Raw genomic sequence first — 24,972 nt, 5'->3', positions numbered from 1 at the left:
CCGAGCGGCGCAAAAGCCGTTCGTTCGCTACAGGACGAGTTGCTCCTCGTACTCGGTGTAGTTCTCGTGGCCGTCCTCGCGGACGATGACGATGTCCTCGATGCGGACGCCGCCGAACTCCGGGTCGTAGACGCCCGGCTCGATGGTGACGACCATCCCGGCTTCGAGTTCGTTCTCCGTCGTGGAGACGCGCGGGAACTCGTGGATATCGAGCCCGACGCCGTGGCCGGTCGTGTGGATGAAGCCCGTACTCGTTTCGGGGTCGTCACGGAGCGTCGGAATGTCGTGTTCCTGATACACGTCACAGACGGCGTCGTGCACGTCGCTGCCGGACACGCCGGCCTCAAGCGTGTCGAGGGCGGCTTCTTTCGCCTCCTGCGTGATATCGTACCACTCGCGGATGGTCTCGGACGGCTCACCCTTCACGAAGGTTCGGGTCATGTCGGCGTAGTAGCCGGTGGATTTCGAACGCGGGAAGATGTCGATGACGATTGACTCGTTCGCGCGGAGCGGGCCGGAGCCGCGGTCGTGCGGGTCGGCTGCGTCGGCACCGCACGCGACGATTGTCGTGTCGAGCGCGTGGCCCTCGCGGATGAGCGACACCTCGATTTCCTCGGTTACGCGCTCGCTGGTGAGCGTCTCGCCCTCGTAGACGAGCGTTCCGTCGTCGGCAACGTCGGCGTCGGCGATGAGCTGCTCTGCGGTCTCCATCGCCCGCTCGTTCGCGCGCTGAGCCGTCCGCATATACTCCAGTTCTTCCTCGTGTTTGACCGCGCGAATCTCCTGTATCACGTCGTCCTCGTCGGGGGCGACCGAGACGCCCTGCCCGCGCAGGCCGTCGGCAAGCCCGACGGGGAAGTCGGAGGGCGTGGCGACGGAGTCAACGTCGTAGGTCTTACAGAACTCGGTTCGGATGCGGTGGCCGGCTTCCGACGCGCCGTGTTCCTGCACCTTCGCGCGGTAGTCGTAATCTGCGGTGCGTTCGACGGTCGCGGCGCGTGCCTCGCGCTCTGCGCGGCCGTATTCGAGCGAGCTGACGAGGAGATGTACCTCGCCGTCGTACAGCGTCGTGAACGGGTCTGGGGCTGTAAAGCCCGAGAGATACCGCTGATTGGCGTCGCTTTCGTCCGCCACGACGAGGTAGCCGTCGAGGTCGTGCTCGTCGAGGTACTTGTCGAGTTGTGCGAAGTCGGGGTCCATGTTCCGGAGTCGGACGCCCCGAGGCAAATGCCTACCGCCCGCCGGCTGGTGGCCGGCAGGCTGATTAGCACGCCCGAGCGAGACGGAGTATGCAACGCACGATTCACCCGTCCACGGTCGGCGGGGTCGTCCGCGCGCCGCCGTCGAAGAGTTACACACACCGCGCGATACTGGCAGCCGGCTACGCGGGCGAGACGACCGTCAGGAACCCGCTCGACTCTGCCGACACCCGCGCGACGGCGCGGGTGGTCGAGGCGTACGGCGGGACGGTCACGCGCGATGAGACGCGGGTCGCAGTCGAGGGATTCGGCGGTCGCCCTGCGGTTCCCGACGATGTCATCGACTGTGCGAACTCCGGAACGACGATGCGGCTGACGACGGCCACCGCTGCACTCGCCGGCGGGCTGACAGTCCTCACGGGAGACGGCTCGCTCCGGTCGCGGCCGCAAGGCCCACTGCTCGATGCGATAGGTGACCTCGGCGGTCGCGCGGAGTCGACGCGTGCAAACGGGCAGGCTCCGCTCGTCGTCGGTGGAGATGTCGACGGCGGCGCGGTCGCGATGCCCGGCGACGTGTCGTCCCAGTATATCACCGCGCTGTTGATGGCCGGCGCAGTGACCGAGAAGGGCATCGACATCGAGCTGACGACGGAGCTGAAGTCCGCACCGTACGTCGAGATAACGCTGGAGCTGCTCGACGCGTTCGGCATCGAGACGCACTCGACGGACGACGGCTTCCGTGTGCCCGGCGGCCAGCAGTACGTGGCCGACGAGGGGACGTACGCCGTGCCGGGAGACTTCTCGTCGATGTCGTATCTGCTCGCGGCCGGTGCACTAGCGGCCGGCGAGGACGCTCTGCTCGTCGAGGGAGCCGAGCCGAGCGCGCAGGGCGATTCGGCTATCGTCTCGATTCTTGACGAGATGGGCGCGACGCTCGATTGGGACCGCGACGCGGGCGAGATTCGCGTCGAGCAGTCCTCGCTGTCTGGCATCGAGGTCGATGTGGGCGACACGCCCGACCTGCTGCCGACGATTGCGGTGCTGGGCGCGGTTGCCGATGGAACGACGAGCATCGTGAACTGCGAGCACGTCCGCTACAAGGAGACGGACCGCGTGAGCGCCATGGCGAACGAACTCTCGGCACTTGGTGCTGTCGTCGGGGAACAACGGGACGTGCTCACGGTTCACGGCGGCGAGTCGTCTCTGACCGGCGGTACGGTCGCCGGCCACGACGACCACCGCATCATCATGGCGCTGTCGCTCGTTGGGCTTGTCGCTGGACCGGTGACCATCGAGGGGAGCGACCACGTCGACGTCTCGTTTCCGGGCTACTTCGAGACGCTGCAGTCGCTTGGCGTCAACGTTCGCGAGTAGCGAGGGGCAAACAGGTGACGGTCGCGAGTCTCGGCCGAGTCGTCACGCACCCGCCTCGGTCGGCCGGGGCAGTTCACCAGCGCATGGGGACGGTGGGCTCGGATTGATACTTGAACGCTCGCCTCTATTGTAAGCTTCAAATGGGCGCACGCCCGACTGCGTGGTAATGAACGGCAATCGCTTCGGCCGGCTCTTCCAGTTCGTGACGTACGGCGAGAGCCACGGAGACGCGATGGGTGTGACCGTCTCCGGCTGTCCTGCCGGCGTCGAACTCGACGAAGAGCAGATTCAGGAAGACCTCGACCGCCGGAAACCCGGCCAGTCGATGATTACCACCTCGCGCGGCGAGCCGGACGAGGTCACCATCAACTCAGGGACGCTGGAGGGGTACACGACGGGTACGCCAATCGGGATGGTCATCCAGAACAAGGACGCCCGCTCCGGGAAGTACGAGCCGTTCGTGACGGCACCTCGCCCGAGCCACGGCGACTACACTTACTCCTCGAAGTTCGGCACGCGCAACTGGGGCGGCGGCGGTCGCTCTTCAGCGCGTGAAACGGTGAACTGGGTCGCTGCTGGTGCGGTCGCGAAGGCCGTCTTAGCCCAGTCGGAGTACGATGTCGAGATCAAGGCCCACGTCAACCGCATCGGCGACATCGAGGCCCCGGAGGTGAGCTTCGAGCAGATTCTCGAACACAGCGAGGAGAACGAGGTTCGGTGTGCAGACTCCGAAACCGCCGAGGAGATGCGCGAGGCAATCGACCGCTATCAACAGGAAGGCGATTCCATCGGCGGCTCCATCTACTTCGAGGCGCGCGGAGTGCCACGCGGGCTCGGTGCGCCGCGGTTCGATTCGTTCCCGGCGCGGCTCGGGCAGGCGATGTTCTCGATTCCAGCGACGGCGGCCGTCGAGTACGGACAGGGGAAAGAGACCGCGAGCGTGCGCGGGAGCGACCGCAACGAGGACTGGGAGTTCGACGACGGAAGCCGCGACGACGTGGTGAGCGAGGAGGGTGACCCGGTCCCGGTCGGAAACGACCACGGCGGGCTACAGGGCGGTATCACGACCGGCGAGCCGATCTACGGCGAGGCGACCTGGCACGCCCCGACCTCGATTCCGAAAGAACAGCGCACCGTGGACTGGGAGAGCGGCGAGGAAAAGGACGCACAGGTCGTCGGCCGGCACGACCCGTCGCTGCCGCCGCGTGCGGTCCCGGTCGTGGAGGCGATGCTCTACTGTACGGTGCTTGATTTCATGCTACTCGGCGGGCGCATCAATCCCGACCGACTAGACAACCAACCGGGGGAGTACGAGACGGCGTATCACCCGTCGTCACCCCAGGCCGACCCGGACGACGCCGCGACGAGCGCGGAGTCAGTCGACGAGTAACGCGAGTTACCAGTAGCCCGGGTTGCGGAGCCACTCGCGACCTTTCATGCCGAGGGCGGAACCGACGAGCAGCGACAGGATGAGCAGTCCGACGACGGCACCGGCCTGCGTCGGATAGATTCCGAGCGTGTTGCGGGCGAGGACGGTGAGCGAGCCGACGACGAGGACGACGATGCCGGCCCCCAGTAGTGCAATGAGTGGGCGTTCTCCTTTCATCGTACACCGTATCGTCGCCCCCGAAATAAAAAGCTCAAGGTGACGCCGCGTCTCGTGCTGGTATGACAACTATCGCCGTCCTCGTCGACCCGCCCCGGCCGGACCTCGTCTTGCCCGATATCGCCGAGACGACGCCACTGTCGCCCGAGCAGTGTGGAGACCTCTATGCCGCGATGACACGCGACGTGGTTCGGACGATTACGACAAGCGGTGGCGACCTGCTCGTGAACTTCCGGCCCGACGAGTCGCTCCCCGAGTCACACCGCCGCGGCGAGGGAACCGCCGAGACCGAGATTCGCGAGGTCGTCTCGTCGGTCGTGGACGACGCCCGATTCGAGCGACAGGTCGGCGAGACGTTCGCCGGGCGCGCGGGCAACACCGCGAGCCACCTGCTCGACGCCGAGGAGGTGCAGTCGGTCGGAGTTCTCACGCCCGAAGCCGTCTTCACCGCCCGCCAGCAGGTGGACGCCGCCGCGATGAAGATTCGCACCACTGAAACCGTCCTCGGGCCGACGACCGACGGTCGAGTGTACTACGCCGCCTTCCGCGAAGAAATCGACTTTCAGGACGCCTACGCCCACCCTGCCGTCGAGTCGCTCACCGACCGCACGCTCGATATGGGCAACAACGTGGATTTCCTCGCGTATCTCCCGGTCGTGGAGACGGCCACCGACCTCGCGAACGCGGTCACGACGATTCGAACGCGCCAGCGCGCGGGTAGCCGCGTCCCCGAGTCGACCGCCGCGTGGCTCGACGAGGTCGGCCTGTTCGCCGATGCCGACGGCGACCTCCAGCTAGACGGCTAACCGAAAGGTCGAAACCCCCTCGTCGGGTACCGGCGAGTGTGGTGGGATGGCAGAGCGGCCTATTGCGCCGGTCTTGAAAACCGGTATCCTCACGGATTCCTGGGTTCAAATCCCAGTCCCACCGTTCTCTCGCGCGTGTTGACAAAGAGTGAACTGGCGATTTGAAGCCGACGAGTCGCAGCCCGCACAGCATCGCGAGCAGGACCGTCTCGGCTCGGTTCAAATCCCCAGTCCCACCGTTTTCTACTCCGGCTCCGGAACCGTCTCGACGCGCTCGCGCAGCCACGCGATCGTCCGCTCGATCTCTCTCTCGTCTTCGCCGACGACCTTCAGCCGGTTCGGGGTGTCCGGGTCGGCCGGGTAGCTCCCGACTTCGGTGTCGAACTCCTCTCGTACCTCGGTAAGCACGTCACCCATCGCGCCCTCCGGGGTCGGGGTGTACAGCGTCCGGGAGTCGGTGTCCCCGTCGAACTCGTCGGCTACGAGTTCGAACATCGCCTTCATCTCGTCCGGGATGCCGGGGAGGACATAGACGCCGTCGACGGCACAGCCCGGTGCCCAGCCGGCGTCGGTGACGAGCGGGCGCGCACCTGACGGGAGTGAGGCGCTGTCCTCGAAGTCCATGTCGAACTCGTACTCGCTGGCGAGGTCGGGGTTGGCGTCGCGGAACGCCTCGCTCTTGGCGAGCAGCCCGTCGCGCACGTCCTCGAACAACTCCCGCTCGCGAGAGAGTCCGTCCGCGACGGCGACCATCGTCACGTCGTCGGGAGTGCCGCCGAGACCACCGGTGACGACGACGGCGTCGTACTCCTCGCGGAAGCGTCGGGTCCAGCGCGCGATGGTGTCGTGGTCGTCGGGAACGGTGAGGATGCGTCGGACGATCGCGCCGCGTGTCGTGATCTCGTTTGCGAGCCACGCGGCGTTCGTGTTCGTCGTGTCGCCGGCGAGAATCTCGTCGCCGACAGTGAGTAGGGCTACGTCCATACCCACCTTCGCAGTGGGAGCGACAAAAGGAGTCTCTCCCCGCGCCGGGGTGGACGAAAACGCTTTTGCGACCGCTGGCCCCACTTTCGGTATGGACTGGCCGCACGACCCCGACGGGGAGAAGGGAAGCGAAGGGATGCGAAAGTTCGGACACGCCGTCATCGTCAAGAAAATCGACGAAGACGAGTCGTTCCCGCTCAAGAAGGCAGAGTTCGTCGAGGAGTACGGCGAGGACCCGGTCCGGATGGATCACGAGACCGTCGTCTCGCTTTCCGACGTGTTCGAGTACGTCGAGGAGGACAGCTTCGACGACCTCCTCCATTTCCACAAGTGCATCGGGCGGGGGCTGCGCGACTCCCCCCACTGGAAGTACAACCCGTTCGTCGGCGAAGACCAGACCGCCTAGAAGGGTCGTTCGTCGCCATCGACGACGCCGTGTACCTGCTCGCGAAGCAACCCGACTGCCGTGTCGTTCGCCCCCTCGGGGATGATGAGGTCGGCTTCCTTCTTGATCGGCTCGACGAACTGCTCGTGCATCGGCTTCACCGTCGAGAGATACTGTGAGATGACGCCGTCGAGTTCCCGCCCGCGCTCGATAACGTCACGCCGGATGCGCCGGATGATGCGCACGTCTGCGTCGGTTTCGACGTAGAGATTGATATCCAGTAGCTCGCAGACCTGCTCGTCGTGCAGCGTCAAGATTCCCTCGACCATCACCACGTCGCCGGGGTCGACCGTCGTCGTCTCGTCGGTGCGGTTGTGAATCGAGAAGTCGTACTCGGGCATCTCGATGGTTCGCCCCTCACACAGCGCGAGCAGATGCTCGCGGAGGAGCTTCCAGTCGAAGGCGTCGGGGTGGTCGTAGTTGATCTGTTCGCGTTCGGTCATCGGCGTGTCCGACCGGTCGGCGTAGTAGTTGTCGAGCGGGACGAGCGTGACGGAGTCGACCCCAGACGTGATTTCGTGGGCGATGGTCGTCTTTCCCGCGCCGGTCCCCCCGGCGATTCCGATGACGAGTGACGGCACTGGCATTGTCCCGTATTCTGTGTTGGTCGCCATGAGCGTGTGGATTCCGCTGTTCTCTGTCTGGCTCACCGAGTGGTCTGTGTTTGGGGAGTGTTTGACCGGTCCACGAGCGACGACAGCACCGATACGGCTCTGATTGCTTGGCCCAGGGTACAGCACAGCGACCGCGACACGTCCGGGGTTTCAAGCTGGAAGTAACAGAGCAGTCAGAGCAACCGGAACAATCGGAGCCATCGAGCCATCCAGACGAACGAACCGAGACGTTCAGAGTCGGATACTGACGTACGGACCGTCCTGATAGTAGCCAAGCTTCTCACGGTAGTACTGACGGACACCAATCCCAGAGATTACAGACAGTTTCTCGTAGCCGGCATCGCGAGCCAGTTTCTCGGCGCGAGCGAGCAACTGCTTCCCGTAGCCGCTGTGCTGGTGGGTGTCGTCGCTCTCAGATTTACCGACCCCGACCTCGCTGCCGTAGACGTGGAGTTCACGGACGATCGCACCGTCCTGTAGCTCGCGACGAACGGGGTCGTTCGGGAACCGGAGTCGACAGAATCCCACGAGGAGGTCCTTCTCGAAGTCCTCGATGGAGATGAAGTGTTCCGTGCCGCCGCCGGCCTTGTACGTCTGGACGCGAAGCTCGATGTTCTCGGGCGTCTCGTCGTTCATGCCGGCCTCCCGACACCGGATACACTCACACTCCCAGCCGTGTTTGTCCATCTCCTTCCACGCGAGCTGGCGGAGATTCGACTTCCAGACGCCGGCGTCGATGTGGTCTGCTGGAATGTCACGCTGGACGCGCTGGAGCCGAGTGTATCGGGGGACCATCGACTTGATTTCTGCGACGAGTTCGGCGGCCTCGTCGTTCGTCAACGGCTCGTACTCGCCGCGTCGCCACATGTCGTAGGTGAGGGTGTCGCGGACGACGAGCGTCGGGTAGATCTTCAGGTAGTCCGGCTTCCAGTCGGCGTGTTCGAAGATGCGCCGAAAGTCCTCCAGACACATCTCCTTCGACATGCCGGGCTGGCCGGGCATCATGTGGAAGCCGACTTTGAAGCCGGCGTCGCGGAGCCGGCGGTTGGCGTCGATACTCGCCTGCACGCCGTGGCCGCGGTGCATCTCGCGGTTGACGCGCTCGTAGGTCGTCTGCACTCCGACCTCCACCTTCGTGCCGCCCAAATCGAGCATCCGGTCGATCTGCTCGGGGTCACACCAGTCGGGTTTGGTCTCGAACGTCGTCCCGATGTTGCGGACGGCGGCCGTCTCGTTTTCCGCAATCACGTCCTCCAGATACCGGAACGGGTAGTTGTCTTGGGCGAACGACTCGGTCTCGGAGGGGTTCGGCTCCGCCGTCGGGTCGAACTCGTTCATCGCCTCCAGACACCGCTTCACGAACCACTCCTGGTAGTCGTGGCTCCGGGCGGTCATCGTCCCGCCCATCACGATGAGTTCCACCTTGTCGACGGGGTGGCCGATTTGCCGAAGCTGGTTCAATCGGAGCGTCACCATCCCGTACGGGTCGTAGTCGTTCTGGACGCCGCGGGCCGCCGCCGGCTCGTGGCCGGTGTAGCTCTGTGAGGAGTCAAACTCGGAGGCCGGCCCGCCCGGACAGTAGAGACACTTCCCGTGCGGGCAGGTGTGTGGAGAGGTCATCACGGCCACCGGAGAAACGCCCGACGCGGTGCGGACGGGCTTGCGCTGGAGGACGGCTTCGAGGTCCTCGCGCTTTCCGTCGGGTGCAGCGTCGAGTATATCCGCGTGTTTCGGCACGGACTCTGCGCCGAACTTCGAGCAGGCGTCGAGCTTTGCGCTCTCGATGTCGTCTTTCTCCAGTTCACCCGCGAGCACGCGCTCGGCGAGGTGGCGACACACCTGCTCGAACGGTTCCGCCTCGGTACTCATTACCCTCGCTTGGCCACCCACCGGCAAGTGTCACACGGTTCTGTGAGCAGAACGGAGCGCGAAAGCCGAAAATCAGCCGGAGATTACAGTTGGTCGACGACCGCGTCGAGCACTGCGTCGACGCTGTCCTCGCGGCGACCCGAGAGGAATGAGAGCTTGCCGACCCGCAGCGCCGTCACGTCGATGCCGGCGTCGCCGACAGCCTCGGCGGCTGCGTCGGCGACCTCGGTCAGGTCGACAGCGTTCGTCGCGCGGACGTACAGTTCATCCTTGCCGTAGCCGACGACGACCGGCGTGTCGTCGCGGTGGCGGCGGTGGAGGGTATCGAGTAGGAGGAACTTCGGCGGGAAGTCGTACCGGTGGGTGTACGCGTCCATGTCGAGGACGGACACCTCGGTGTCGCCGATGGTCCGTGTCTCGATGTTCTCCTCTGCGGTCGTCAGCTCTGCGTCCAGCTTCTCCGTGAACTGCTCGGAGACGTTCGCCGCGAGTCCGACCTCCTGGTCGAACAGCAGGTCGATGATGAGCTCGCGCTTGTCCTCGTAGCTCTGGTAGAACGCCTCCAGCGCGATGGCCTCGCGCAGCTGGCGGGCTGCCTCGGCGTCGATACCGGCCTCGGACGCGAGGTCGGCGTACGCGTCGGGGGTGTCCTCCCAGAATGTCACGGCGGGCAGGTGACCGAGGTCCGAACGCACGTCCTCGTTGACGGCGGCGGCGACGTTCGCCCCGACGGTGCAGGCGGTTCGGTCGGTGACACTTGCCGTCGCGGTCGCGAGTTCGTCCGTCCGGGCTGCGGTCGAAAGCGAGTCGACGACGACCGACTCGACGCCGTAGATGTCGAGCATCTCCAGCCCGTCGAGGGAGTCCTCGGTGGAGCCGGCCGCGGCGAAGACGAACAGCGGGAGCTTCTCGTCGTGGCGCTCCTGATTGTCCAGCATGCGGCTGGTGTCTTTCGTCGCGTCGGCCATCCCGTAGCTCCCCTCTTCGAGCGGGCGGCGGTCGAAGTAGTGGTAGGCCGCGTCGGAGCTGGCGTGTTCCTCGCGCACGAGTGGCAGGACGGCGCGCTCGATTGCTGCTCCGGCCACGTAGCCGTCCGTCGTGGCGGCGTGGCGCACGACGACCGGTCGCGAGGCGAAGACGGCGCGGCGAATCGCGGTCGCTACCGACTCGATGTCGTCCGTCGCGGCGACGATGGTCTCGTCGTCGGCGAGCGGTTCGAACGCATCCGGAGAGGCCTCGGCGTCGAGCGCCTCCTGCATCCGCGACTCGACCGTCTCCTCCTCCTCGCCTTCGAGTTCGACGAGTCCTTCGGTCTCGACCTGTAGCTCGTCGCGGCGGACGCGCACCTCGCCGTTGAGTCGGACGATGTCGCCCGTCTCGATGTCCGGGTAGGCGCGGACGCCGGCCTCGACGAAGGCGGCACAGTCGACGACGCCCGACTCGTCGCCGAGTTCGAACACCGTCGGTCCGGAGGTCTGGCGTACGGAGACGACTTCCCCCTCGAGTCGCACGTCGGAGCCGACGTGTTCACGCAGCGCGTCGACGGCGACGCGGGCGTGCTCGTCGGTTGTCGTCTCCATCTCTTGTTCCCGTTCGGCTTCGACCTGCACGGTACCGCCGTCGTTCGGCTCCGCCGGCCCTGCCGGTTCCGTCGATTCGTCGGTCTCGGCGGTGACAGGCTCCGACTCGGAGTCGCCGTCGGATGGTTCGGATGCCGTCTCCGGTTCCGGCTCGGCTTCTTCGTCTTCGTCCGGCGTCTCGCTCACGTCGTCGGGGTCGGCGGCAACCTCCGCGTCCGCGTCGGTGGCGACGCGCGATTCTTGCTGCGTCTCCGCCGGCTCGGTTGCCTCACTCGCGTTTCCCGAATCAGCCTCCGCTTCTTGTTCGTCTTCGAGGCGGTCGCCCTCCGGTTCGTCGACGAGCGTACCGCGGAACTCGCGGTCGGTCTGGCGAATGGACCAGCCAAGGTCTACGTCGCCGTTGTCGCGCACGTTCGTCACCTGCACGCAGACGGTGTCGCCCGGCTCCCAGTCGAGGGATTCGAGCCGCTTGTCGAGCTTCGAGCGGTGGAGCAGCCCGGTCACGCGGGGTGAGAGGTCGACGAAGACGCCGAAGTCGGCGTAGCCGTCGACGACACCGCGGTAGAAACGGCCCTCGGTGAGTTGGTTCGCGCTATCGCCGCGGAAATCGAACAGTACGTCCTCTTGGTGGGTGTCACAGATCGGCCCGTCAGTCGACGTGCCGCAGACAATACAGGTTCCCATTATCGGGTAGTGTGGTCGGGGGGTAAAACTGTTGTCGGAATCCGCGCGTCTCTCGGCTCCTCGCCCGCAGGTCCACCGCATCCGGGGCTCTCATATGCCCCCGTCGCGAACCTCCGGGTAGATGCGCGTCGAGCAACTGGGTGAGGGAACGCCGGAAATCGCAGTCGTCGGCTCGATTCACGGCGACGAACCGTGTGGTGCACGTGCCGTCGAGCGACTGCTCGCCGCTTCGCCCGACCTCGACAGACCCGTCAAGTTCGTCGTCGCGAACGAGCGCGCACTCGCCGAGAACGCCCGCTACGTCGACGAAGACCTGAACCGCGCGTTTCCGGGAGACCCCGACGCCGACACCCACGAGGGCCGACTCGCGCACAAACTCACACAGGAGCTGCGCGACTGCACCATCTTCTCGATGCACTCCACGCAGTCGTACGCCACACCGTTTGCCCTCGTCGACGAACTCGACCCGCTTGCGGCCTCGGTGGTCCCGTATCTCACCGTCGAGGCGCTCATCGAGACGGTGAACTTCTCCGAGGGCAGACTCCTCGAGTCACAGGACGTTATCGAGGTCGAGTGTGGGCTGCAGGGAAGTGAACGCGCCGCCGAGAACGCCTACGACCTCACTCGGCAGTTCCTGGGTGCCGTCGGCGCAATCGAGCCGCCCCGAGCGCCACACGAGGATGTCTCCGTCTTCCGGATGGACCGGATGCTCCCCAAGCCGCCCGCGACCGAGTACGAGACCTTCGCGACCAACTTCGAGCGCGTGGCCGAGGGGGAGACGTACGCGCGTGCAGACGACGAACTGTTCGTCGCCGACCGACCCTTCTATCCAATCCTGCTCTCGCCGTACGGCTACGAGACGGAGTTCGGTTACACCGGCGACCTCGTCGGCCGACTCGACGAGCAGGCAATTCCCGGCCCGGAGCCGACGCCCGAGCGCTAGTACCAGGTCGCGCCCCCGTCGACCCCGATTTCCTGTCCCGTGATGCGTCGCGCGTTCGGCCCGGCGAGGAAGGTGACTTGCTCTGCGACCTCTGCCTTGCTCGCGGTGTAATCAGGGAGCGCGAAATCGTCGGGGCCGATACGGAACGGCTCCGCGTCTTCCACGTCGGCGAGACGCTCCTGCTTCGCGATAACGTCCTCGATGCGGTCTCCCTCGACGGGACCGGGAAGCACCGTGTTGACGGTCACGTCGTCGCGGCCGAGTTCACGCGAGAGCGTCCGCGTCACGCCGACGAGTCCCATCTTCGATATCGCGTAGGGGAGCCGGTTCGGATACGGCTGTTTCCCGCCGATGGAGCCGATATTGATGACGCTGGCCTGCTCGCTCGCGCGGAGGTGGTCGCTCGCGTGTTTCGCACACATCGCCGCGCCGGTCGTGTTGACCGCAACCGTCTCCTGGATGTCGTCGGGCGAGAGCCGGTCGAACGGCTGTGTCGGGCCGGCGACCCCCGCGTTGTTGACGAGACAATCGAGCCCGCCGAACGTCTCGACCGTCTCGGCGACGGCAGCCTCGATACTCGCCTCGTCGGTCACGTCCGTCTCGACGGCGAGACCCTGCTCGCCGAGGGCGTCTGCCGTCTCGTATATTCCGTCACTTCTGGCCGCACACGCGACCGACGCGCCGTGGTCGGCGAACGTGTGGGCGATCTCCCTACCGATACCGCCGCTCGCGCCGGTGACGAATACCGTGATATTCTCTAGCACGAATGATGACCCGCTGGCTGTGAACAAAAACGTATCTCCGGGGTAGTTGGCGAGCGCGATCGAGTCGGCCGTCGACAGCCGACGACGCTGGTTTCACACTCGTCACGGACGAGCGAGCGAATGCTCGAGTGGCTGAATCGACGGGTCGAACGGCCCGCGAGCCGGTACCGCTATACCGCGCCGCGGCAACCATCAGTCCTAGTGGCGTCACCTCGGGCTGCTGTGAGCGATCAGGCAGGGTCAGCCGCGCCTTCGTCACCTCGGCGACGAGTGGCGGTCGTCGTCGCAATCATCTTCATCGATCTGCTCGGGTTCGGAATCATCATTCCCGTCCTCCCGTTTTACCCTGGAAGATGTGGAGAGCGGTTACGGTATCACCACATCACACTACCGGCTCACCTGCGTCACGAACGGGCGATGGACGGTCCCGACGGAGTCGGCCACCGATGCTGCGTCCGGCACGGGAAGGGCTAAGCCACGCCCGCTGGTTGGGACTGTAACAGCAATGCCGATTTTGGATGAGCTTTCGGGCTTCGAGTTCGAGGATGTCATGGAGGACGTGTTCCGGAACGTCGGCTATACGAACGTCCGGCAGGCGGCGAAAACCGCCGACGAAGGCCGGGATATCCTGATGGACGAACGGGTGAACGGCACGACGAGGGGCGTCGTCGTCGAGTGCAAGCACACCGGGACCGTCGGTCGACCGGTGGTTCAGAAGCTCCACTCGGCAGTCGCGACGTACGACTTCGACGGCCCAAAGCGCGGAATCGCCGTCACTACCGGTACGTTCACCGGGCCGGCGACGGAGTACGCACAGCGACTTCGGGACAACGGCGACCCGTATCCAATCGAACTGATCGACGGCAAGGGGCTGCGGTCAATCGCCGAGGAGGTCGGTCTCGATCTGTACAACGGTCGCATCGAGATCTTGTGTGACGAGACGCTCCGGCCGACAGACCCGACAAGCGGCACCGATGGGCCCGTGCGAGAGGCGTTTCGCGATATCGAGAACCTCGATCAGACGAAGCTCTCGACGCCGACGACACACGCCACGTTCGAACCGGTCGTCCTGGTAACGGCGACGGTCGATGCTGTCTTCGAAACCTCCGTCGGTGTGATTCACCGTATCGACGAGCGCACGCAGTTCGTCGTCCGGGCAGCTCGCACGCAGCCACGGATACTGGACAGCGCGGTCGCGTCGCTCGTCTCCGAGAACCGCGGACAGACGGTCAGAATCGAGGGGTTAGACCTCGCGGCCGACTTCGACGACCACGAGGTGCAGCGCTTTGGGAAGACCGAGACCGAATACAAGGAATGGGCAGTCGACCGGCTCAAACAACACCACGCGACGACGGTCTCGTACACCGGTGACAACAACGTCGATTACCACAAGGAGTGTGTACCGAACCACTCGGACATCTCGGTCCAGTCGATCGAGGCGGTCTATCTGCCCGACATTCATCAAACGACGACGATCCAGGAGTACTCGTACCCGTACGCGTACTACGCTGCGGGTCCGTCGCGCGTCACCCACGAAGATGGAACCCACGAGTGTGTCCAGTGTGGCGACGCGGACGCGGCGACGTTCACGTTCTGTTCAAACTGTGGCAGTATCAACTGCGAGTCACACATCAAGACGGAGCGGCTCGAACAAGAGCCAGTTTGTACCGGCTGTGCCGTGACCGACCGGTTTGCTCTCCGACGGAAGTACTTCTACAGCGAGGCGAACCGAGACGCGTTTGCAGACGAGTATGCAGCGATGCCACCCCACGAGAAGGCACGGGAGAACGTACCAGCGGCGATTGCCGCAGTCGTTGGAACCGTTGGAGTTCTCGCGTTGCTACTAGTGCAAACGGGACTGCTGTGAATCGGCTCGACAGCGGTGTGTTAGCGGTTCCGGCTCATCGGGAACTTCACGCACTCCGGGTGTTTGTTGAACCGTGTCAAAATCGTCTTGTAGAGAGCATTCTTCGCACGCGTCCCGCGTCGGGGATGGACGGTATATCGTAACCGAAGCTCGACCCACGACTCCTGTTGCACGATATTGACCGTCGGTCTGTCGTTCACGTCGAGTTCGACGGGTGTTTCGTGTAGTCGCTGACGGTACTCCTCCACCTGCTGGGCCATCTCCTCGCCAAGCTGCGCCGTGGCCGCGTCGACCATCAGCTCCGAGGCGAACGCTAAATCCGTCTCGTAAGCCACCTGTACTGACAGCTCGTTCCAGACGGACTGGACGCCCTCGCCGTAGAAGTTCACGACGCGAGCCGATAACACGGTGCTGTTCGGGACTGTCACGATCCGGCCAGACGGTTGGTTCATCGAGACCAGGTCGCCGCCGATCTCCCACACTTCCGTGACGAAGAAATCAACCGAGACGACATCGCCGCGCATCTCCTCGATTGCGATGCGGTCGCCCACCTGATACGGCCGCTTCACGATGATGTACAGCCAGCCGATGAGTGAAAACAGCGGCTGCTGGAGTGCGAAGATAATTGCGAACCCGAGCACGCCGAGCGAGAACAACACGCTCACCCACTCGCGAGTGATGACCCCGAAGGAGGCAATGAGGGCAAGTCCCCCAAACACCAGTCGCAGCAGATTCCGAACGTCGTGGTGACGGCGTTTACTCTCCGTTCGTTCGAGCAGATAGCTACCGAAGATGTTGTAACCAGCATACAACGCGAACAGTACTGCGGCTATCGAGAGCCCCGTGACGACGAACGGTGGCACTGTCACACCGAGGAGACTCCCGTCGACGCCCGTGTGCTGCACCAGGTGTCGACTGCCGTACAGCGCTCCCGCCCCCACCAACGCGAAATAGCCGGCTCGGCTCATACTGCTCGACATCGCCCCAGCGTGAGAAAGGTATCTATCCGACAGTTCCGCGCTGGACGCCAACTTCCCGTACACGTCAGCGAACGACGATTCATGCGCCACCACACCGTCGACCCGAAACAGCTCACCGACGAGGGGTCATCCCACGTGCAGCGGAGTTCGCGTCCTCTGAACTCCCACCTGCAGTTTCCACGCCCGCCTACCCGTTCGTTGGTCCCGGCGGGACAACAGGTCTCGCCGGTCACGGACGGAGTGCGCCAGAAGTCACCGAACGAGTAATCGATCGCTGGGGTGTCCAGGTCGAAGTCGGACGCCGTCGTGAATAGCCGCCGGGAGACCGACCACTCAGAGGACTGCCTGTGCGGTTGCAACCAGTTCGTTCAGCGGTGCCTCCTGTAGCTCCTGATCAGTCAACAGCAGCCGCTGTCGGGGGCGACCGACGGTCTCGCGCTCGATCTTCTCGGTCGTGAGCAGACCGGCGTTCTCGAGTTCTTTCTTGCGCGTGGAGAATCGTGCCGGGCTTCCGATCTGAATCCGCTCTGCCCACTTCGTCAGCTCGCGGTACTGCTCGCGATTGCGCGCCGCGAGGAGCAGAAACGCATGGACTTCGTCCAAGCCGTCGGACATAGCCCGACTCCCCATCGCGGTACTCAACATCGTCTGGACGTCCGCCTCGAAACTCCCGTCGAAGTTCTCACCGACGGTCTTCATCACCTGCGAGTACGGCGGTGTACTGATGTCGGCTGTCTGTGCCGATCTCCACAGCGCCGCGACGGTCTCGTGAACGTTTTCCAACACCGGCTCAACAGACGTTCGCAGCGTCGGGACGGACTCCATTCCCGACAACAGAACCGTCGTCACCTGTGACTCGGTGAGCACGAGCGGTTGAAGCGTCGCGTCTTGATCGTCGATGGTTCGAATCGTTACGTCGTTGCGAGACGAGATCTCGGCGATACGCGTCGCCGTCGTGAACTCATGCCGCAGTCGCTTCAGGGGCTGTGGCGTCGTGAGGATCCGCACGTGGTCGCCCCAATCCGGGTCGTCGAGCCGACCGAGAGCTTGGAGCGTCTCGAAGTTCGGCGCGACGACCGTGACGTCGGCGTCTGCCGTCTCGATTACCTGTCGGAGACTCTCCTCGCGAGTAATTACTTCGGCGTTTGTCATAGATCAAACTATCGCTCAAGACTATTATGCGTTTTCCGGCCTACGCTTTGTTTAGGAACAATCATAGTCAGAAGTCAATCTCAGATTACATATTGTAAGAATTGATATTTATATACCCGGCTTGTCAGTATATTCCGAACCGGATATTACGGGCCTGCAACACCTAGACCATCCACAGCGGAGACAGCTCCTGTTATCTGCGACAATAAGAAAACCGCCGTGAGAACCAGTGCAGTTAGTCGTGGGCTATTCTTGAGGTAGGTGTATGCTATGTTCTGCATTTACGACATTAGTTCCGAAGTCTGTTGTATTATGTATAGTGATAGATAGCATAATAGATATCAATAATATGTTGAAATTAAATTGGAGGGTGCAGATTGCAACGTGAATATATAAACAAATCGCGGAGGGATTGGGTATACAGTGAATCGCGCAACTTGGTTCACTTCGGCATTGGCTCTATGGTCGGCTATCAGTTCGACACGGATGACCGGATATCTCTCGTTGGGGGTTCATTTACCCGAAATGGGGTTTCCGATTCGGCGCTCAAGCCGTTTCTTCGGGCTGATGAGAGCCCGGTACGATACGACGGTGAGTGGACGTGGAGCGACGAGCTGCTCGAGACGCTGTGGACGGACTGAGCGTGGACGAAAGCTGAAGTTGGTGGACTCGCAGCGACTCGTATGAAGGATCTCGCTGCGACGGCCCTCGATACTGCTCAGCAGGCAGCGGAGGCGAGTTCCTCGTCTGATTCGGACGAGTTCGGTCTGCCTCGCTTCTGCTACATCGGCTGTGGCTCCTGGGGCTGTCGACGTGTTGCGGCCGGGCTAGCTGACCGCAGCTACGATACAGCCCCGCGGATACCACTTCAACAACTCACTACGAGTATCTACGTTGGACGGCCAGAAACGGCGTGTCCAGTGCGAACCGCCACGGATTTTCGTCACAACGCCGCCCGGACGAGTGCCGGCGGCGACCGCGATGGCTGTGACGACCGGCTTGTCGCGGCGATTACCGAGACGGATATCTGTCTGCTCACGCTCTCACTCACGGACGCAGATGCGGTAACGACGGCTGTCACGCTCGCGAGAAAAGCTGTGAATACGCCGGTGCTCGTCTTTGCCGCGACCGACGGCCAGCACGCGGAGACGACACTACAGCGTCTCACTACCGCCGCAAACACAACGCTCCTGTTCGACGAATCTGTCATCCGTGAGGGACCGCTCGGTCACACGGCGACTCCTACCGACGAGCTTACTGCGCGACTCGCTCGCGAGTTCATAACGGATGCCGTCGAGATACCGACTATCTCTGGAGCGATCGGGACGCGGTATCCCCGTGTCGCCTCCTACTGGGACACCGGCGGCCTCACGATTCCGTCACTCGCACGGTTGGGCTCGGATGCACCGACTGCAGCGAGACCCCCCGAGTCGCTGTTACCGCTTGCCCGTACGTCCGCGGAGACCGAAGCATGGGTCGGCTACGTCGTCGGTGGGAAGCAGTTCACGCTGAACGAGTTCGATCGGCTTCGAACTACGCTCCAAGCGACCGTTGGTGAACGCGCGGCCGAGAACGGAGTTCTTGGCGGACGCGTCCATCCCGACATGGAGACGGGGCGTTATCTCACGCTGCTACAGATGTGTGGCGACGAAAGATAGTATGGATACCAGACGGAGCACTTTCCGAATCGGAGAGTATTCCGAGAGTAATCGGAGACGAGCAGCGACGCCGACATCAACCGCTCGTGTACGAAGACACCTCGCGGCCTGACCGAGACGGTCCCGACTCACGACCACAGTGTCGACGGGTCTCCCACTGTGTCTACCAGCGCACCGACCGGACGAGGCTCGCAGCCCGCGACGGCGAAAGACACTCAATCTGGCCGGCGGTATCCGCGACGACCCAGTTGTGCTGCTCGCGACGAAGCGTCATCGAGCCAGTGGGTCCAATCGCAACGAATCGCCGCTCTGCTTCGCGGTCTCGGTAGACGGTCCACGGCTCAGCCCGGTCGATGTGTTTCAACGCCGTGACAAGCACTGCTGGCGTATCGCCGACACGCGTCTCGGCGAGCGGTTCCATCGAGGTGCGGCGTGCACAGCGCTCGTGATACCGTTGCATCCGGAACGTCCGACTCCTATCGTCCTCACCACTAGGTGCCACACGTTCACAATGGATTACGAATACAAAAGCTGCACCCGGGATGACGCCCCCGACATCATGTGTTCGCCTGCACGTCCGACAGTGCGGTTGCCGGTCAGTCGTCGGCGGGCGTCGGACTCGACATCTCGACCGCACCGGCGTCGACACCCAGCTCGTCCATGGCGGCTTGAGCAACGCGCTTGCCCGAGACCAACATCGCACCGAAGGTCGGCCCCATCCGTGGGAGTCCATGGACTGTCGCGGCTGCCATCCCCGATGCCAACAGACCGTCGTGGACCTTCCCCGTGTGCTCGACGACGGCGTCCTCACTCTCGGCGACCCACATCGAGTCGTGACCAGGAGAGTCGTGACCCGGTGCGCCGTAGCTCTCGTCGTCGGTCTGGTCCATCCCGGTCGAGTTCTCTGCGGCGTGTGCGATTCCGTCGGCCGTAATCACGTCTCGCTCGTGGAGCTTCGAAACCACGACTGCATCGTGTCCAGTGGCATCGATAACCACGTCGGACTCGACGGCGACCGGGTCGACGCACGTGATCTCGCGCGGAAGTGCGTGGACCGGCGTCCAGTTCATGACGATGCCACCGACGCGGTGGTCGTCTCGGATCACGACATCGGTGAACTCGGTCATATTCTGGACACGTGCTCCTGCATCACAGGCCGCCTTGATGAGACCCGAACACGCCGCCGGTCCGCTTGCAACGTACAACCCATCGGCTTCGTCGCTCTCGTGGTACTCGACGCCGAGGTCGTCGAGGACAGTCTGTGCCGGCGACCGAACTGTCACCTTGTTCATCAGGAAGCCACCGAGCCAGAATCCCCCGCCGAGGTAGTTGTTCTTCTCGACGACGGTCACGTCGACATCGCGGTCGGCGAGTTCCTTGGCGGCCATTAGCCCCGACGGACCGCCACCGACGATGATGACATCGGCTTCGGTGCTGTCCATGAACTCGTCGTGCCAGTCGTCCGCGATCGCACGAGTCACCTCTGCTTCGTCGACGGGCGCAAACCCATCAAATTCGAACATACAACCAAGTAGTATTCTTTAATAATAATAAAGCTCGGGGTACCTTCACGTCGAGTTTGTGTCACGGACGCATCGGTGGGGGAGACGGGACCGCAGCCAGATACGTCGTCACAACAGCCAAGGTAGCTCCCACACTATCTCTCGTGTATGTGTGAGAGACGGTGAGCGACACTCCGGAACATCGACTCTTTGCGGCGATTTACGATCCGGCGACCGCTCTGGCTGAACGAACCGTCTTGCGCCCGCACCGAGAGTACCTTGTCCGGGCGCTCGGCGAGTCGGTGCTCGACCTGGGGGCTGGAACCGGTGGGATATTTCCCTACCTTCCAGCCGATGGAGAGAGACGACTCAACGCTATCGAGCCGGACCCGCACATGCGTCGACAGGCACTCGCGAAAGCAGCAGAACTGGGCCTCGACGTCGATATCAGCGAGGCGAGTGCCGAGTCGCTACCGTACGCTGACGGCCAGTTCGATACCGTACTTGCTTCGATGGTCTTCTGTACGATTCCGGATGTCGACGCCGCGCTCGCGGAAGTGTCTCGAGTGTTGAAACCGGGTGGCGAACTCAGATTCTTCGAGCACGTCCACGCCGACGGCTGGCGTGGACAGGTGCAGAATCTCTCCGCGCCCATTTGGCGACGCCTCGCCGGCGGCTGTCGTCTGAACCGACAAACCGTCTCGCACCTGACCACGCTACAGTCGTTCGACGTACTCGAAGTCGAGCGGCTGGACCTCGGAGTCACGCCAGTCTGGCCGTTCGTCCGTGGCCGGCTTCGAAAGCGCCGCGAATCGTGACTGGGAGATAACAGAAGAGAACGCGTGTGGATGAGTGTTCCAACCACTGCTGGGCGCGGCGTGGTATCGCTTTTGTGAGCCTCCTGCCGTATCGCATCCGAGCAGTGCCGGCAGGGGAGCTACGTGAACAGGCTGAACCAACGCACGGCGTACTCGCTCGTCGAGTTCGAGCGCCAGTCGCGCGGTCCGACGGGGCGCGAATGAAGAATCGTGGCCCTCGTTACGGAAGATTAAGCGGCAAATCGGGCCTTCGGGGCAGGGAGGGCGTCAATCGTCGAAGCCTTCGTAGGAACCGAACACGTCAGCCGCCGAGGGTTCGTCCCGCTCTTGGCGGAACGCGACCCGCGTCGTCTGGATGAAATGTCGATACGAAAGGTTCTCGTCCAGTTGGTTTCCGGCCCACGTCCCCCCGCCCATCGACAGGGTGTGTGTAAGGCCGTTCTCGAATGTCCCGCTACTGCCGAGGTTCGGTTGATTCACGACTACCCTACAGGTATCAAGCGTTCGGCCCGCATTGACGGCCCTGTGTGAATCGTTCGTGTGTACGGCGACACTGTGGCCTGCGCCTTCGCGTGCAAGGATCCGACGTGTCACGTCTAAGCCCGTCTCGAAATCCGACACATCGACGGTCGCAAGAATCGGTGACAGACATTCCGTGACGAGCGGATCCTCGTCGATGTCTCCTGCTTCAACGATTAGCAGGTCTGGCTCGCTGATCTCGCTGTTCTCGATTCCGGCCTCTGCCGCTAACGTTTCGGCTGCGAGACCGATTACATCGCGGTTGAGGTGGCCGTCTGTGAACAACGTCTCTCGGAGGAGGTCGGTCTCCTCCCGAGTACAGAGGTAGCCGCCCTGATCGGCGAGAGCCTGCCGTAGCTCGGCGTATACCTCGGTCGGGGCGACGAGACACGATTCCGCGATACAGGTCGTCCCGTTGTCATAGCCGGCGCTTGCACCAACCCGTTCGGCGACAGCCCCCAGGTCGGCTCCCGTGTCGACGAGAGCGATGGGATTGCTCTCGGAGACCGAGTAGTTCGGAGTACCGGCAGTTTGGCCGGCCGCCACGTTTGCGGCCGAGCCTGTCACCTGGAGAAGGTCGGCCTGTTCTAGTAGGGCGTTCGACTTTGCTTTCGACGCCGGCTGGGGAAGCACCTGAACGAGATCGCGTGGCGCACCGATGCGGGCGAGTTCATTCCGGATGTATTCGACGGCTTCCGTCGCAGGGATGATACCGGACGGAGACGCCGAGATGACGAGTGCATTGCGGCCCTTCAATGCGAGAATTGCAAGGTTAGCGACCGAGGGGGCCGGGTTCGTCGAGGGAACGAGCCCCCCGATGACACCGACCGGCTTTGCAATCTCGACGACGCCATCGCGGTCGGTCGGAATCTCCCCAACTGAGGGCTGGCCGAGTGTATCGTGGAGAATCCCTTTGACCCGCGAGCGGAGTTTTTCACGCTTGTCGGCTCCGTTCCCGAACTCGGTCGCCTTGAGCGTGGACTGAACGAGGGATTCGGCGCGGTTCTCTTGATAAACGGCCCAAGCTGCGGCGCGAGCGAGGTCGTCAGTTTGTGACTGATCGTACTGTTGGATCTGCTCCATGGCGTCTCGGCCGGTCTCGATACACTGTCGGACAACCCTCTCGGGCTCTTGCTCGGAAGTTCCGGTCGACATCGTCAGAACCTCCGCCTCCTTGCACGATACCGAGCAGCCCGGCAAATCGTTTTGTAGATGATTTGACTCCTCATGTGAACCGTCCAACTACGGCACAATATTAAAGATGTATATCATTATTATTTCATTTATTTACCGACCCCGCCTGATTAGCATCGGTGTACGCGTTCGGTTTGCGAGAGACGAACGACACACTTTCTGACGATTCCGGTTCGAAACGGGGTACACCGAGTGACTTCAGTTTGGACCAGCAAAATCAAGTATTTCCTGACAGCCCTTCGCGCCAGACTCTCAAGGCCGTGATTAAAGACTGCGTTCGAATCTGTATCGAGCTACCAACCGTCCTGAGTCGCAGATCGCCCGCAAAACCTTGCTGTACTCCTCGAGGGTGAGCGCTGACGTTCGCTCCCGAGTATCGACTGGAGACGCTCACCACGGCCGAACCAGCTTTCACCACGCTCTATCGGCACTGTTGCCGCACAGCCGAAGGGAATCCGGGACTGTCGACAGTTGACAGCGCATATATTATGAACGTTCATTATACTTAATACGCTGTGGAGCCTCACATAGAGTAGATGCGCCGAGATAAAATCGAGCCGATGGTCCCGATAATGCCGACAGACGATACGTCTACGACGGTCGCTCGTGCCGATGGTGGCCAGCGTAAATCCTACGACCCGGACGAGGTAGAAGCCGCGCTCGTCCCGGTCGCCTCCTCGTCCGGTACGTCGACGTAAGACGACTGCTTCTGGGAAGGCAACAAGACGTTGCAGACTGCTTACACGGTCTAAATTGTATCTCTCATGCCCTCTGTTCTAACCCGCACCCGAGCTATTTCAGCTGTTCTGATAGCTTGATATTCCGGACAGTCCGACTGGTCACCACGCCCGGTCTATTTCACGCCGTTCCTGTCGGGGATGGGGATACCGACGGGACCACATTTGTTGAAGCCGTATCTCAGTGCTCTATCGATTCCCGTCGCGCGAATCTCGTCCCCTGTAGGTCGGGATCCTCTTGACTTCCGACCGGCGGTGAGACCTCCAATCAGTCCTCCGCTGAATCATCCTCTTGGCGTCTGTGGACCCTGACCGTCGAAATTCGGCTCCCGTCGACGCTCGTCACCTCAACGACGTACCCGGCGACCTCAACGCGATCGCCACGTTCTGGGACCCGGTTTAGATGCTCGAGTACCAGCCCACCGACCGTTTCGACCTCTTCGCTCGTGAACGCTCCCTCGATCGTGTCGTTAATTTCTGATAGCGCGACGCCCCCGTCAATGTCGTACCCCCCATCGCTGCGCCGGCGAATCGAGGGTTCACGCTCGTCCATATCGAACTCATCTCGGAGGTCTCCGACGAGCGCCTCGACGACGTCTTCAACCGTTGCGATCCCTTCGAGTGTTCCCCACTCGTCGATGACGGCGGCCATCTGCTGTCGGTCTTCCCTGAACTGTTGCAGGAGATTGTTCAGTGTCATCGTCTCGGGAACGATAACGATCTCGCGGGCGATGTCACCGACTGACTCGGCTTCCCCGCCTTCCACCTCGGCTCGTAACACGTCCTTGACGTCAACGAATCCGATCACGTCGTCGCCGTCGTCGGCAGCAAGGACGGGATAGCGTGTGTGACCAGCGTTGAGGATGGTCGACTGGAGGTCGGAGAGGGAGCCATCCGCCGGAACGCTCACCACGTCCGGTCGTGGAACCATGACCTCACGCACCACGATGTCGTCGAGATCGAAGATGCGCTCGATCATCGTCACTTCCGCGACATCGATGTCTCCTCCTTCGCCCGACCGTGTTAGTACTCGGAGAAGCTCTCGCTCACCGAGCGTCTCATCCGTCTCCGAAGCGGGGGGCACACCGAGCGACCGCGTGAACGCGTTGGCTGCCCCGTTGAAGACCACGATTCCCGGGTAGAGGAGATAGTAAAACAGCTTCATCGGCGGGGCGAGAAACAGCGAGAGCCGCTCGGTCTGGGAGATTGCGATCGTCTTTGGCGCCAGTTCGCCGAAGACGACGTGAAGGAATGTGATGAGACTAAAGCCGACTGCGAAAGCGACGAGGTGGATGAGACTCGCCGGGAGAATCGATTCCAGCACGGGTTCGATGAGCGCCGCCACGGCGGGTTCGCCGACCCATCCCAATCCGAGCGAGGCGATGGTGATGCCGAGTTGCGTCGTGGCGAGGTAGTTATCGAGATTGGTCATTACCTCTTGCAGCGTCCCCGACCCCGGACGCCCCTCCTCGACGAGCTGGTCAACCGATGTCCCCCGAATCCGAACGAAGGCGAACTCTGCGGCGACGAAGAATCCGTTGAGCACTACGAGAAACAGCGCCAAGATGAGTTGACCCACCGAGAGCGCGACGTTTACCATAGATACTCCTGGGCCGGACTACCGCTCGATTGTGATGTGTCCATAGCTACGTATTTCGTCCTATTTACTAAAACCAT

The 24,972-nt window shown here is 62.9% G+C and carries 22 protein-coding genes and 1 tRNA gene; 10 read left to right on the top strand and 13 right to left on the bottom strand.

Going from position 1 to position 24,972, the window contains the following annotated elements; genetic code table 11:
- Positions 1–27: 27 nt before the first annotated feature.
- On the bottom strand, positions 28–1,200 hold the full coding sequence (locus tag DMP03_RS11070) for a M24 family metallopeptidase (protein ID WP_152120722.1): 1,173 nt from the start codon (positions 1,198–1,200) through the stop codon (positions 28–30).
- Between the two features lie 89 nt (positions 1,201–1,289).
- Here DMP03_RS11070 and aroA point away from each other — a divergent pair, with 89 nt between their 5' ends.
- Both aroA and aroC read left to right on the top strand, forming a co-directional pair.
- Positions 1,290–2,573 carry a 3-phosphoshikimate 1-carboxyvinyltransferase gene (aroA, locus tag DMP03_RS11065; RefSeq protein ID WP_152120721.1) on the top strand — a complete coding sequence of 428 codons (1,284 nt, stop codon included), beginning with the start codon at positions 1,290–1,292 and terminating at the stop codon, positions 2,571–2,573.
- 166 nt (positions 2,574–2,739) lie between these two features.
- Positions 2,740–3,963 (top strand): chorismate synthase, encoded by a 1,224-nt coding sequence (gene aroC / locus DMP03_RS11060; protein WP_152120720.1) that lies wholly within the window; start codon positions 2,740–2,742, stop codon positions 3,961–3,963.
- Between the two features lie 6 nt (positions 3,964–3,969).
- Here aroC and DMP03_RS11055 read toward each other — a convergent pair whose 3' ends face one another.
- The gene (locus tag DMP03_RS11055; protein WP_152120719.1) at positions 3,970–4,179 is read right to left on the bottom strand and encodes a hypothetical protein; all 210 of its coding nucleotides are present in this window, start codon (positions 4,177–4,179) and stop codon (positions 3,970–3,972) included.
- Between the two features lie 62 nt (positions 4,180–4,241).
- Here DMP03_RS11055 and DMP03_RS11050 point away from each other — a divergent pair, with 62 nt between their 5' ends.
- Both DMP03_RS11050 and DMP03_RS11045 read left to right on the top strand, forming a co-directional pair.
- On the top strand, positions 4,242–4,985 hold the full coding sequence (locus DMP03_RS11050; RefSeq protein ID WP_152120718.1) for a hypothetical protein: 744 nt from the start codon (positions 4,242–4,244) through the stop codon (positions 4,983–4,985).
- Positions 4,986–5,025: 40 nt separating this feature from the next.
- Positions 5,026–5,109, top strand: a tRNA-Ser gene (locus tag DMP03_RS11045).
- Positions 5,110–5,228: 119 nt separating this feature from the next.
- Here DMP03_RS11045 and DMP03_RS11040 read toward each other — a convergent pair.
- Positions 5,229–5,969 carry a competence/damage-inducible protein A gene (locus tag DMP03_RS11040; protein ID WP_152120717.1) on the bottom strand — a complete coding sequence of 247 codons (741 nt, stop codon included), beginning with the start codon at positions 5,967–5,969 and terminating at the stop codon, positions 5,229–5,231.
- 91 nt (positions 5,970–6,060) lie between these two features.
- Between DMP03_RS11040 and DMP03_RS11035 the strand changes: the two genes are divergently transcribed.
- Positions 6,061–6,375 (top strand): DUF5785 family protein, encoded by a 315-nt coding sequence (locus tag DMP03_RS11035; protein ID WP_152120716.1) that lies wholly within the window; start codon positions 6,061–6,063, stop codon positions 6,373–6,375.
- Here DMP03_RS11035 and udk read toward each other — a convergent pair.
- From udk to DMP03_RS11020, 3 genes are all read right to left on the bottom strand, one after another.
- A complete protein-coding gene (gene udk, locus DMP03_RS11030) occupies positions 6,372–7,001 on the bottom strand; it encodes a uridine kinase (RefSeq protein WP_152120715.1) in 630 nt (209 codons plus the stop codon). The genes DMP03_RS11035 and udk overlap by 4 nt on opposite strands.
- 258 nt (positions 7,002–7,259) lie before the next feature.
- Positions 7,260–8,897 carry a tRNA uridine(34) 5-carboxymethylaminomethyl modification radical SAM/GNAT enzyme Elp3 gene (locus tag DMP03_RS11025; RefSeq protein ID WP_152120714.1) on the bottom strand — a complete coding sequence of 546 codons (1,638 nt, stop codon included), beginning with the start codon at positions 8,895–8,897 and terminating at the stop codon, positions 7,260–7,262.
- Positions 8,898–8,980: 83 nt separating this feature from the next.
- The gene (locus DMP03_RS11020; RefSeq protein ID WP_152120713.1) at positions 8,981–11,161 is read right to left on the bottom strand and encodes an OB-fold nucleic acid binding domain-containing protein; all 2,181 of its coding nucleotides are present in this window, start codon (positions 11,159–11,161) and stop codon (positions 8,981–8,983) included.
- A 121-nt stretch (positions 11,162–11,282) separates the two neighbouring features.
- Here DMP03_RS11020 and DMP03_RS11015 point away from each other — a divergent pair, with 121 nt between their 5' ends.
- Positions 11,283–12,104 (top strand): succinylglutamate desuccinylase/aspartoacylase domain-containing protein, encoded by an 822-nt coding sequence (locus DMP03_RS11015; RefSeq protein ID WP_152120712.1) that lies wholly within the window; start codon positions 11,283–11,285, stop codon positions 12,102–12,104.
- Here the strand turns inward: DMP03_RS11015 and DMP03_RS11010 are convergent.
- Positions 12,101–12,868 (bottom strand): SDR family NAD(P)-dependent oxidoreductase, encoded by a 768-nt coding sequence (locus DMP03_RS11010; protein WP_152120711.1) that lies wholly within the window; start codon positions 12,866–12,868, stop codon positions 12,101–12,103. The genes DMP03_RS11015 and DMP03_RS11010 overlap by 4 nt on opposite strands.
- Before the next feature lie 505 nt (positions 12,869–13,373).
- On the opposite strand from DMP03_RS11010, the gene DMP03_RS11000 reads away from it, so the two are divergent.
- Positions 13,374–14,735, top strand: a complete 1,362-nt coding sequence (locus tag DMP03_RS11000) for a restriction endonuclease (protein ID WP_152120709.1) — start codon at positions 13,374–13,376, stop codon at positions 14,733–14,735.
- Between the two features lie 20 nt (positions 14,736–14,755).
- Here DMP03_RS11000 and DMP03_RS10995 read toward each other — a convergent pair whose 3' ends face one another.
- Positions 14,756–15,703 carry a mechanosensitive ion channel family protein gene (locus DMP03_RS10995; RefSeq protein ID WP_152120708.1) on the bottom strand — a complete coding sequence of 316 codons (948 nt, stop codon included), beginning with the start codon at positions 15,701–15,703 and terminating at the stop codon, positions 14,756–14,758.
- A gap of 345 nt (positions 15,704–16,048) precedes the next feature.
- Positions 16,049–16,867, bottom strand: coding sequence for a transcriptional regulator TbsP domain-containing protein (locus DMP03_RS10990; RefSeq protein ID WP_152120707.1), 819 nt, complete (start codon positions 16,865–16,867; stop codon positions 16,049–16,051).
- Positions 16,868–17,787: 920 nt separating this feature from the next.
- On the opposite strand from DMP03_RS10990, the gene DMP03_RS10985 reads away from it, so the two are divergent.
- Positions 17,788–18,525, top strand: coding sequence for a hypothetical protein (locus DMP03_RS10985; RefSeq protein WP_152120706.1), 738 nt, complete (start codon positions 17,788–17,790; stop codon positions 18,523–18,525).
- A 163-nt stretch (positions 18,526–18,688) separates the two neighbouring features.
- Here the strand turns inward: DMP03_RS10985 and DMP03_RS10980 are convergent, their stop codons facing one another.
- Together DMP03_RS10980 and DMP03_RS10975 are read right to left on the bottom strand one after the other, a co-directional pair.
- Positions 18,689–19,027, bottom strand: a complete 339-nt coding sequence (locus tag DMP03_RS10980; protein ID WP_152120705.1) for a hypothetical protein — start codon at positions 19,025–19,027, stop codon at positions 18,689–18,691.
- Positions 19,028–19,121: 94 nt separating this feature from the next.
- Entirely contained in the window at positions 19,122–20,048 is a 927-nt protein-coding gene (locus DMP03_RS10975; protein ID WP_152120704.1) for a sulfide-dependent adenosine diphosphate thiazole synthase, read from the bottom strand.
- 161 nt (positions 20,049–20,209) lie between these two features.
- On the opposite strand from DMP03_RS10975, the gene DMP03_RS10970 reads away from it, so the two are divergent.
- On the top strand, positions 20,210–20,845 hold the full coding sequence (locus DMP03_RS10970; protein WP_152120703.1) for a class I SAM-dependent methyltransferase: 636 nt from the start codon (positions 20,210–20,212) through the stop codon (positions 20,843–20,845).
- Positions 20,846–21,112: 267 nt separating this feature from the next.
- Here DMP03_RS10970 and DMP03_RS10965 read toward each other — a convergent pair whose 3' ends face one another.
- The gene (locus DMP03_RS10965) at positions 21,113–22,447 is read right to left on the bottom strand and encodes an aldehyde dehydrogenase family protein (protein ID WP_172967136.1); all 1,335 of its coding nucleotides are present in this window, start codon (positions 22,445–22,447) and stop codon (positions 21,113–21,115) included.
- 647 nt (positions 22,448–23,094) lie between these two features.
- On the opposite strand from DMP03_RS10965, the gene DMP03_RS14520 reads away from it, so the two are divergent.
- Positions 23,095–23,256: a hypothetical protein gene (locus DMP03_RS14520; protein WP_193221828.1), complete on the top strand. Its 162-nt coding sequence runs from the start codon at positions 23,095–23,097 to the stop codon at positions 23,254–23,256.
- Positions 23,257–23,563: 307 nt separating this feature from the next.
- On the opposite strand, the gene DMP03_RS10960 is transcribed toward DMP03_RS14520, so the two are convergent.
- Entirely contained in the window at positions 23,564–24,895 is a 1,332-nt protein-coding gene (locus DMP03_RS10960; RefSeq protein ID WP_152120701.1) for a hemolysin family protein, read from the bottom strand.
- Positions 24,896–24,972 lie beyond the last annotated feature (77 nt).

The sequence above is a fragment of the Halosegnis rubeus genome (genome assembly GCF_009184545.1).
Taxonomy (GTDB): Archaea; Halobacteriota; Halobacteria; order Halobacteriales; family Haloarculaceae; genus Halosegnis; species Halosegnis rubeus.
This window is presented reverse-complemented; position numbering and strand designations above follow the sequence as displayed.

Bases quoted from the DNA above. Each gene is read 5' to 3' on its own strand.
- DMP03_RS11070 (WP_152120722.1), bottom strand. From the start codon at position 1,200: ATGGACCCCGACTTCGCACAACTCGACAAGTACCTCGACGAGCACGAC.
- aroA (WP_152120721.1), top strand. From the start codon at position 1,290: ATGCAACGCACGATTCACCCGTCCACGGTCGGCGGGGTCGTCCGCGCG.
- aroC (WP_152120720.1), top strand. From the start codon at position 2,740: ATGAACGGCAATCGCTTCGGCCGGCTCTTCCAGTTCGTGACGTACGGC.
- DMP03_RS11055 (WP_152120719.1), bottom strand. From the start codon at position 4,179: ATGAAAGGAGAACGCCCACTCATTGCACTACTGGGGGCCGGCATCGTC.
- DMP03_RS11050 (WP_152120718.1), top strand. From the start codon at position 4,242: ATGACAACTATCGCCGTCCTCGTCGACCCGCCCCGGCCGGACCTCGTC.
- DMP03_RS11040 (WP_152120717.1), bottom strand. From the start codon at position 5,969: ATGGACGTAGCCCTACTCACTGTCGGCGACGAGATTCTCGCCGGCGAC.
- DMP03_RS11035 (WP_152120716.1), top strand. From the start codon at position 6,061: ATGGACTGGCCGCACGACCCCGACGGGGAGAAGGGAAGCGAAGGGATG.
- udk (WP_152120715.1), bottom strand. From the start codon at position 7,001: ATGCCAGTGCCGTCACTCGTCATCGGAATCGCCGGGGGGACCGGCGCG.
- DMP03_RS11025 (WP_152120714.1), bottom strand. From the start codon at position 8,897: ATGAGTACCGAGGCGGAACCGTTCGAGCAGGTGTGTCGCCACCTCGCC.
- DMP03_RS11020 (WP_152120713.1), bottom strand. From the start codon at position 11,161: ATGGGAACCTGTATTGTCTGCGGCACGTCGACTGACGGGCCGATCTGT.
- DMP03_RS11015 (WP_152120712.1), top strand. From the start codon at position 11,283: ATGCGCGTCGAGCAACTGGGTGAGGGAACGCCGGAAATCGCAGTCGTC.
- DMP03_RS11000 (WP_152120709.1), top strand. From the start codon at position 13,374: ATGCCGATTTTGGATGAGCTTTCGGGCTTCGAGTTCGAGGATGTCATG.
- DMP03_RS10995 (WP_152120708.1), bottom strand. From the start codon at position 15,703: ATGAGCCGAGCCGGCTATTTCGCGTTGGTGGGGGCGGGAGCGCTGTAC.
- DMP03_RS10990 (WP_152120707.1), bottom strand. From the start codon at position 16,867: ATGACAAACGCCGAAGTAATTACTCGCGAGGAGAGTCTCCGACAGGTA.
- DMP03_RS10975 (WP_152120704.1), bottom strand. From the start codon at position 20,048: ATGTTCGAATTTGATGGGTTTGCGCCCGTCGACGAAGCAGAGGTGACT.
- DMP03_RS10965 (WP_172967136.1), bottom strand. From the start codon at position 22,447: ATGGAGCAGATCCAACAGTACGATCAGTCACAAACTGACGACCTCGCT.
- DMP03_RS14520 (WP_193221828.1), top strand. From the start codon at position 23,095: ATGCGCCGAGATAAAATCGAGCCGATGGTCCCGATAATGCCGACAGAC.
- DMP03_RS10960 (WP_152120701.1), bottom strand. From the start codon at position 24,895: ATGGTAAACGTCGCGCTCTCGGTGGGTCAACTCATCTTGGCGCTGTTT.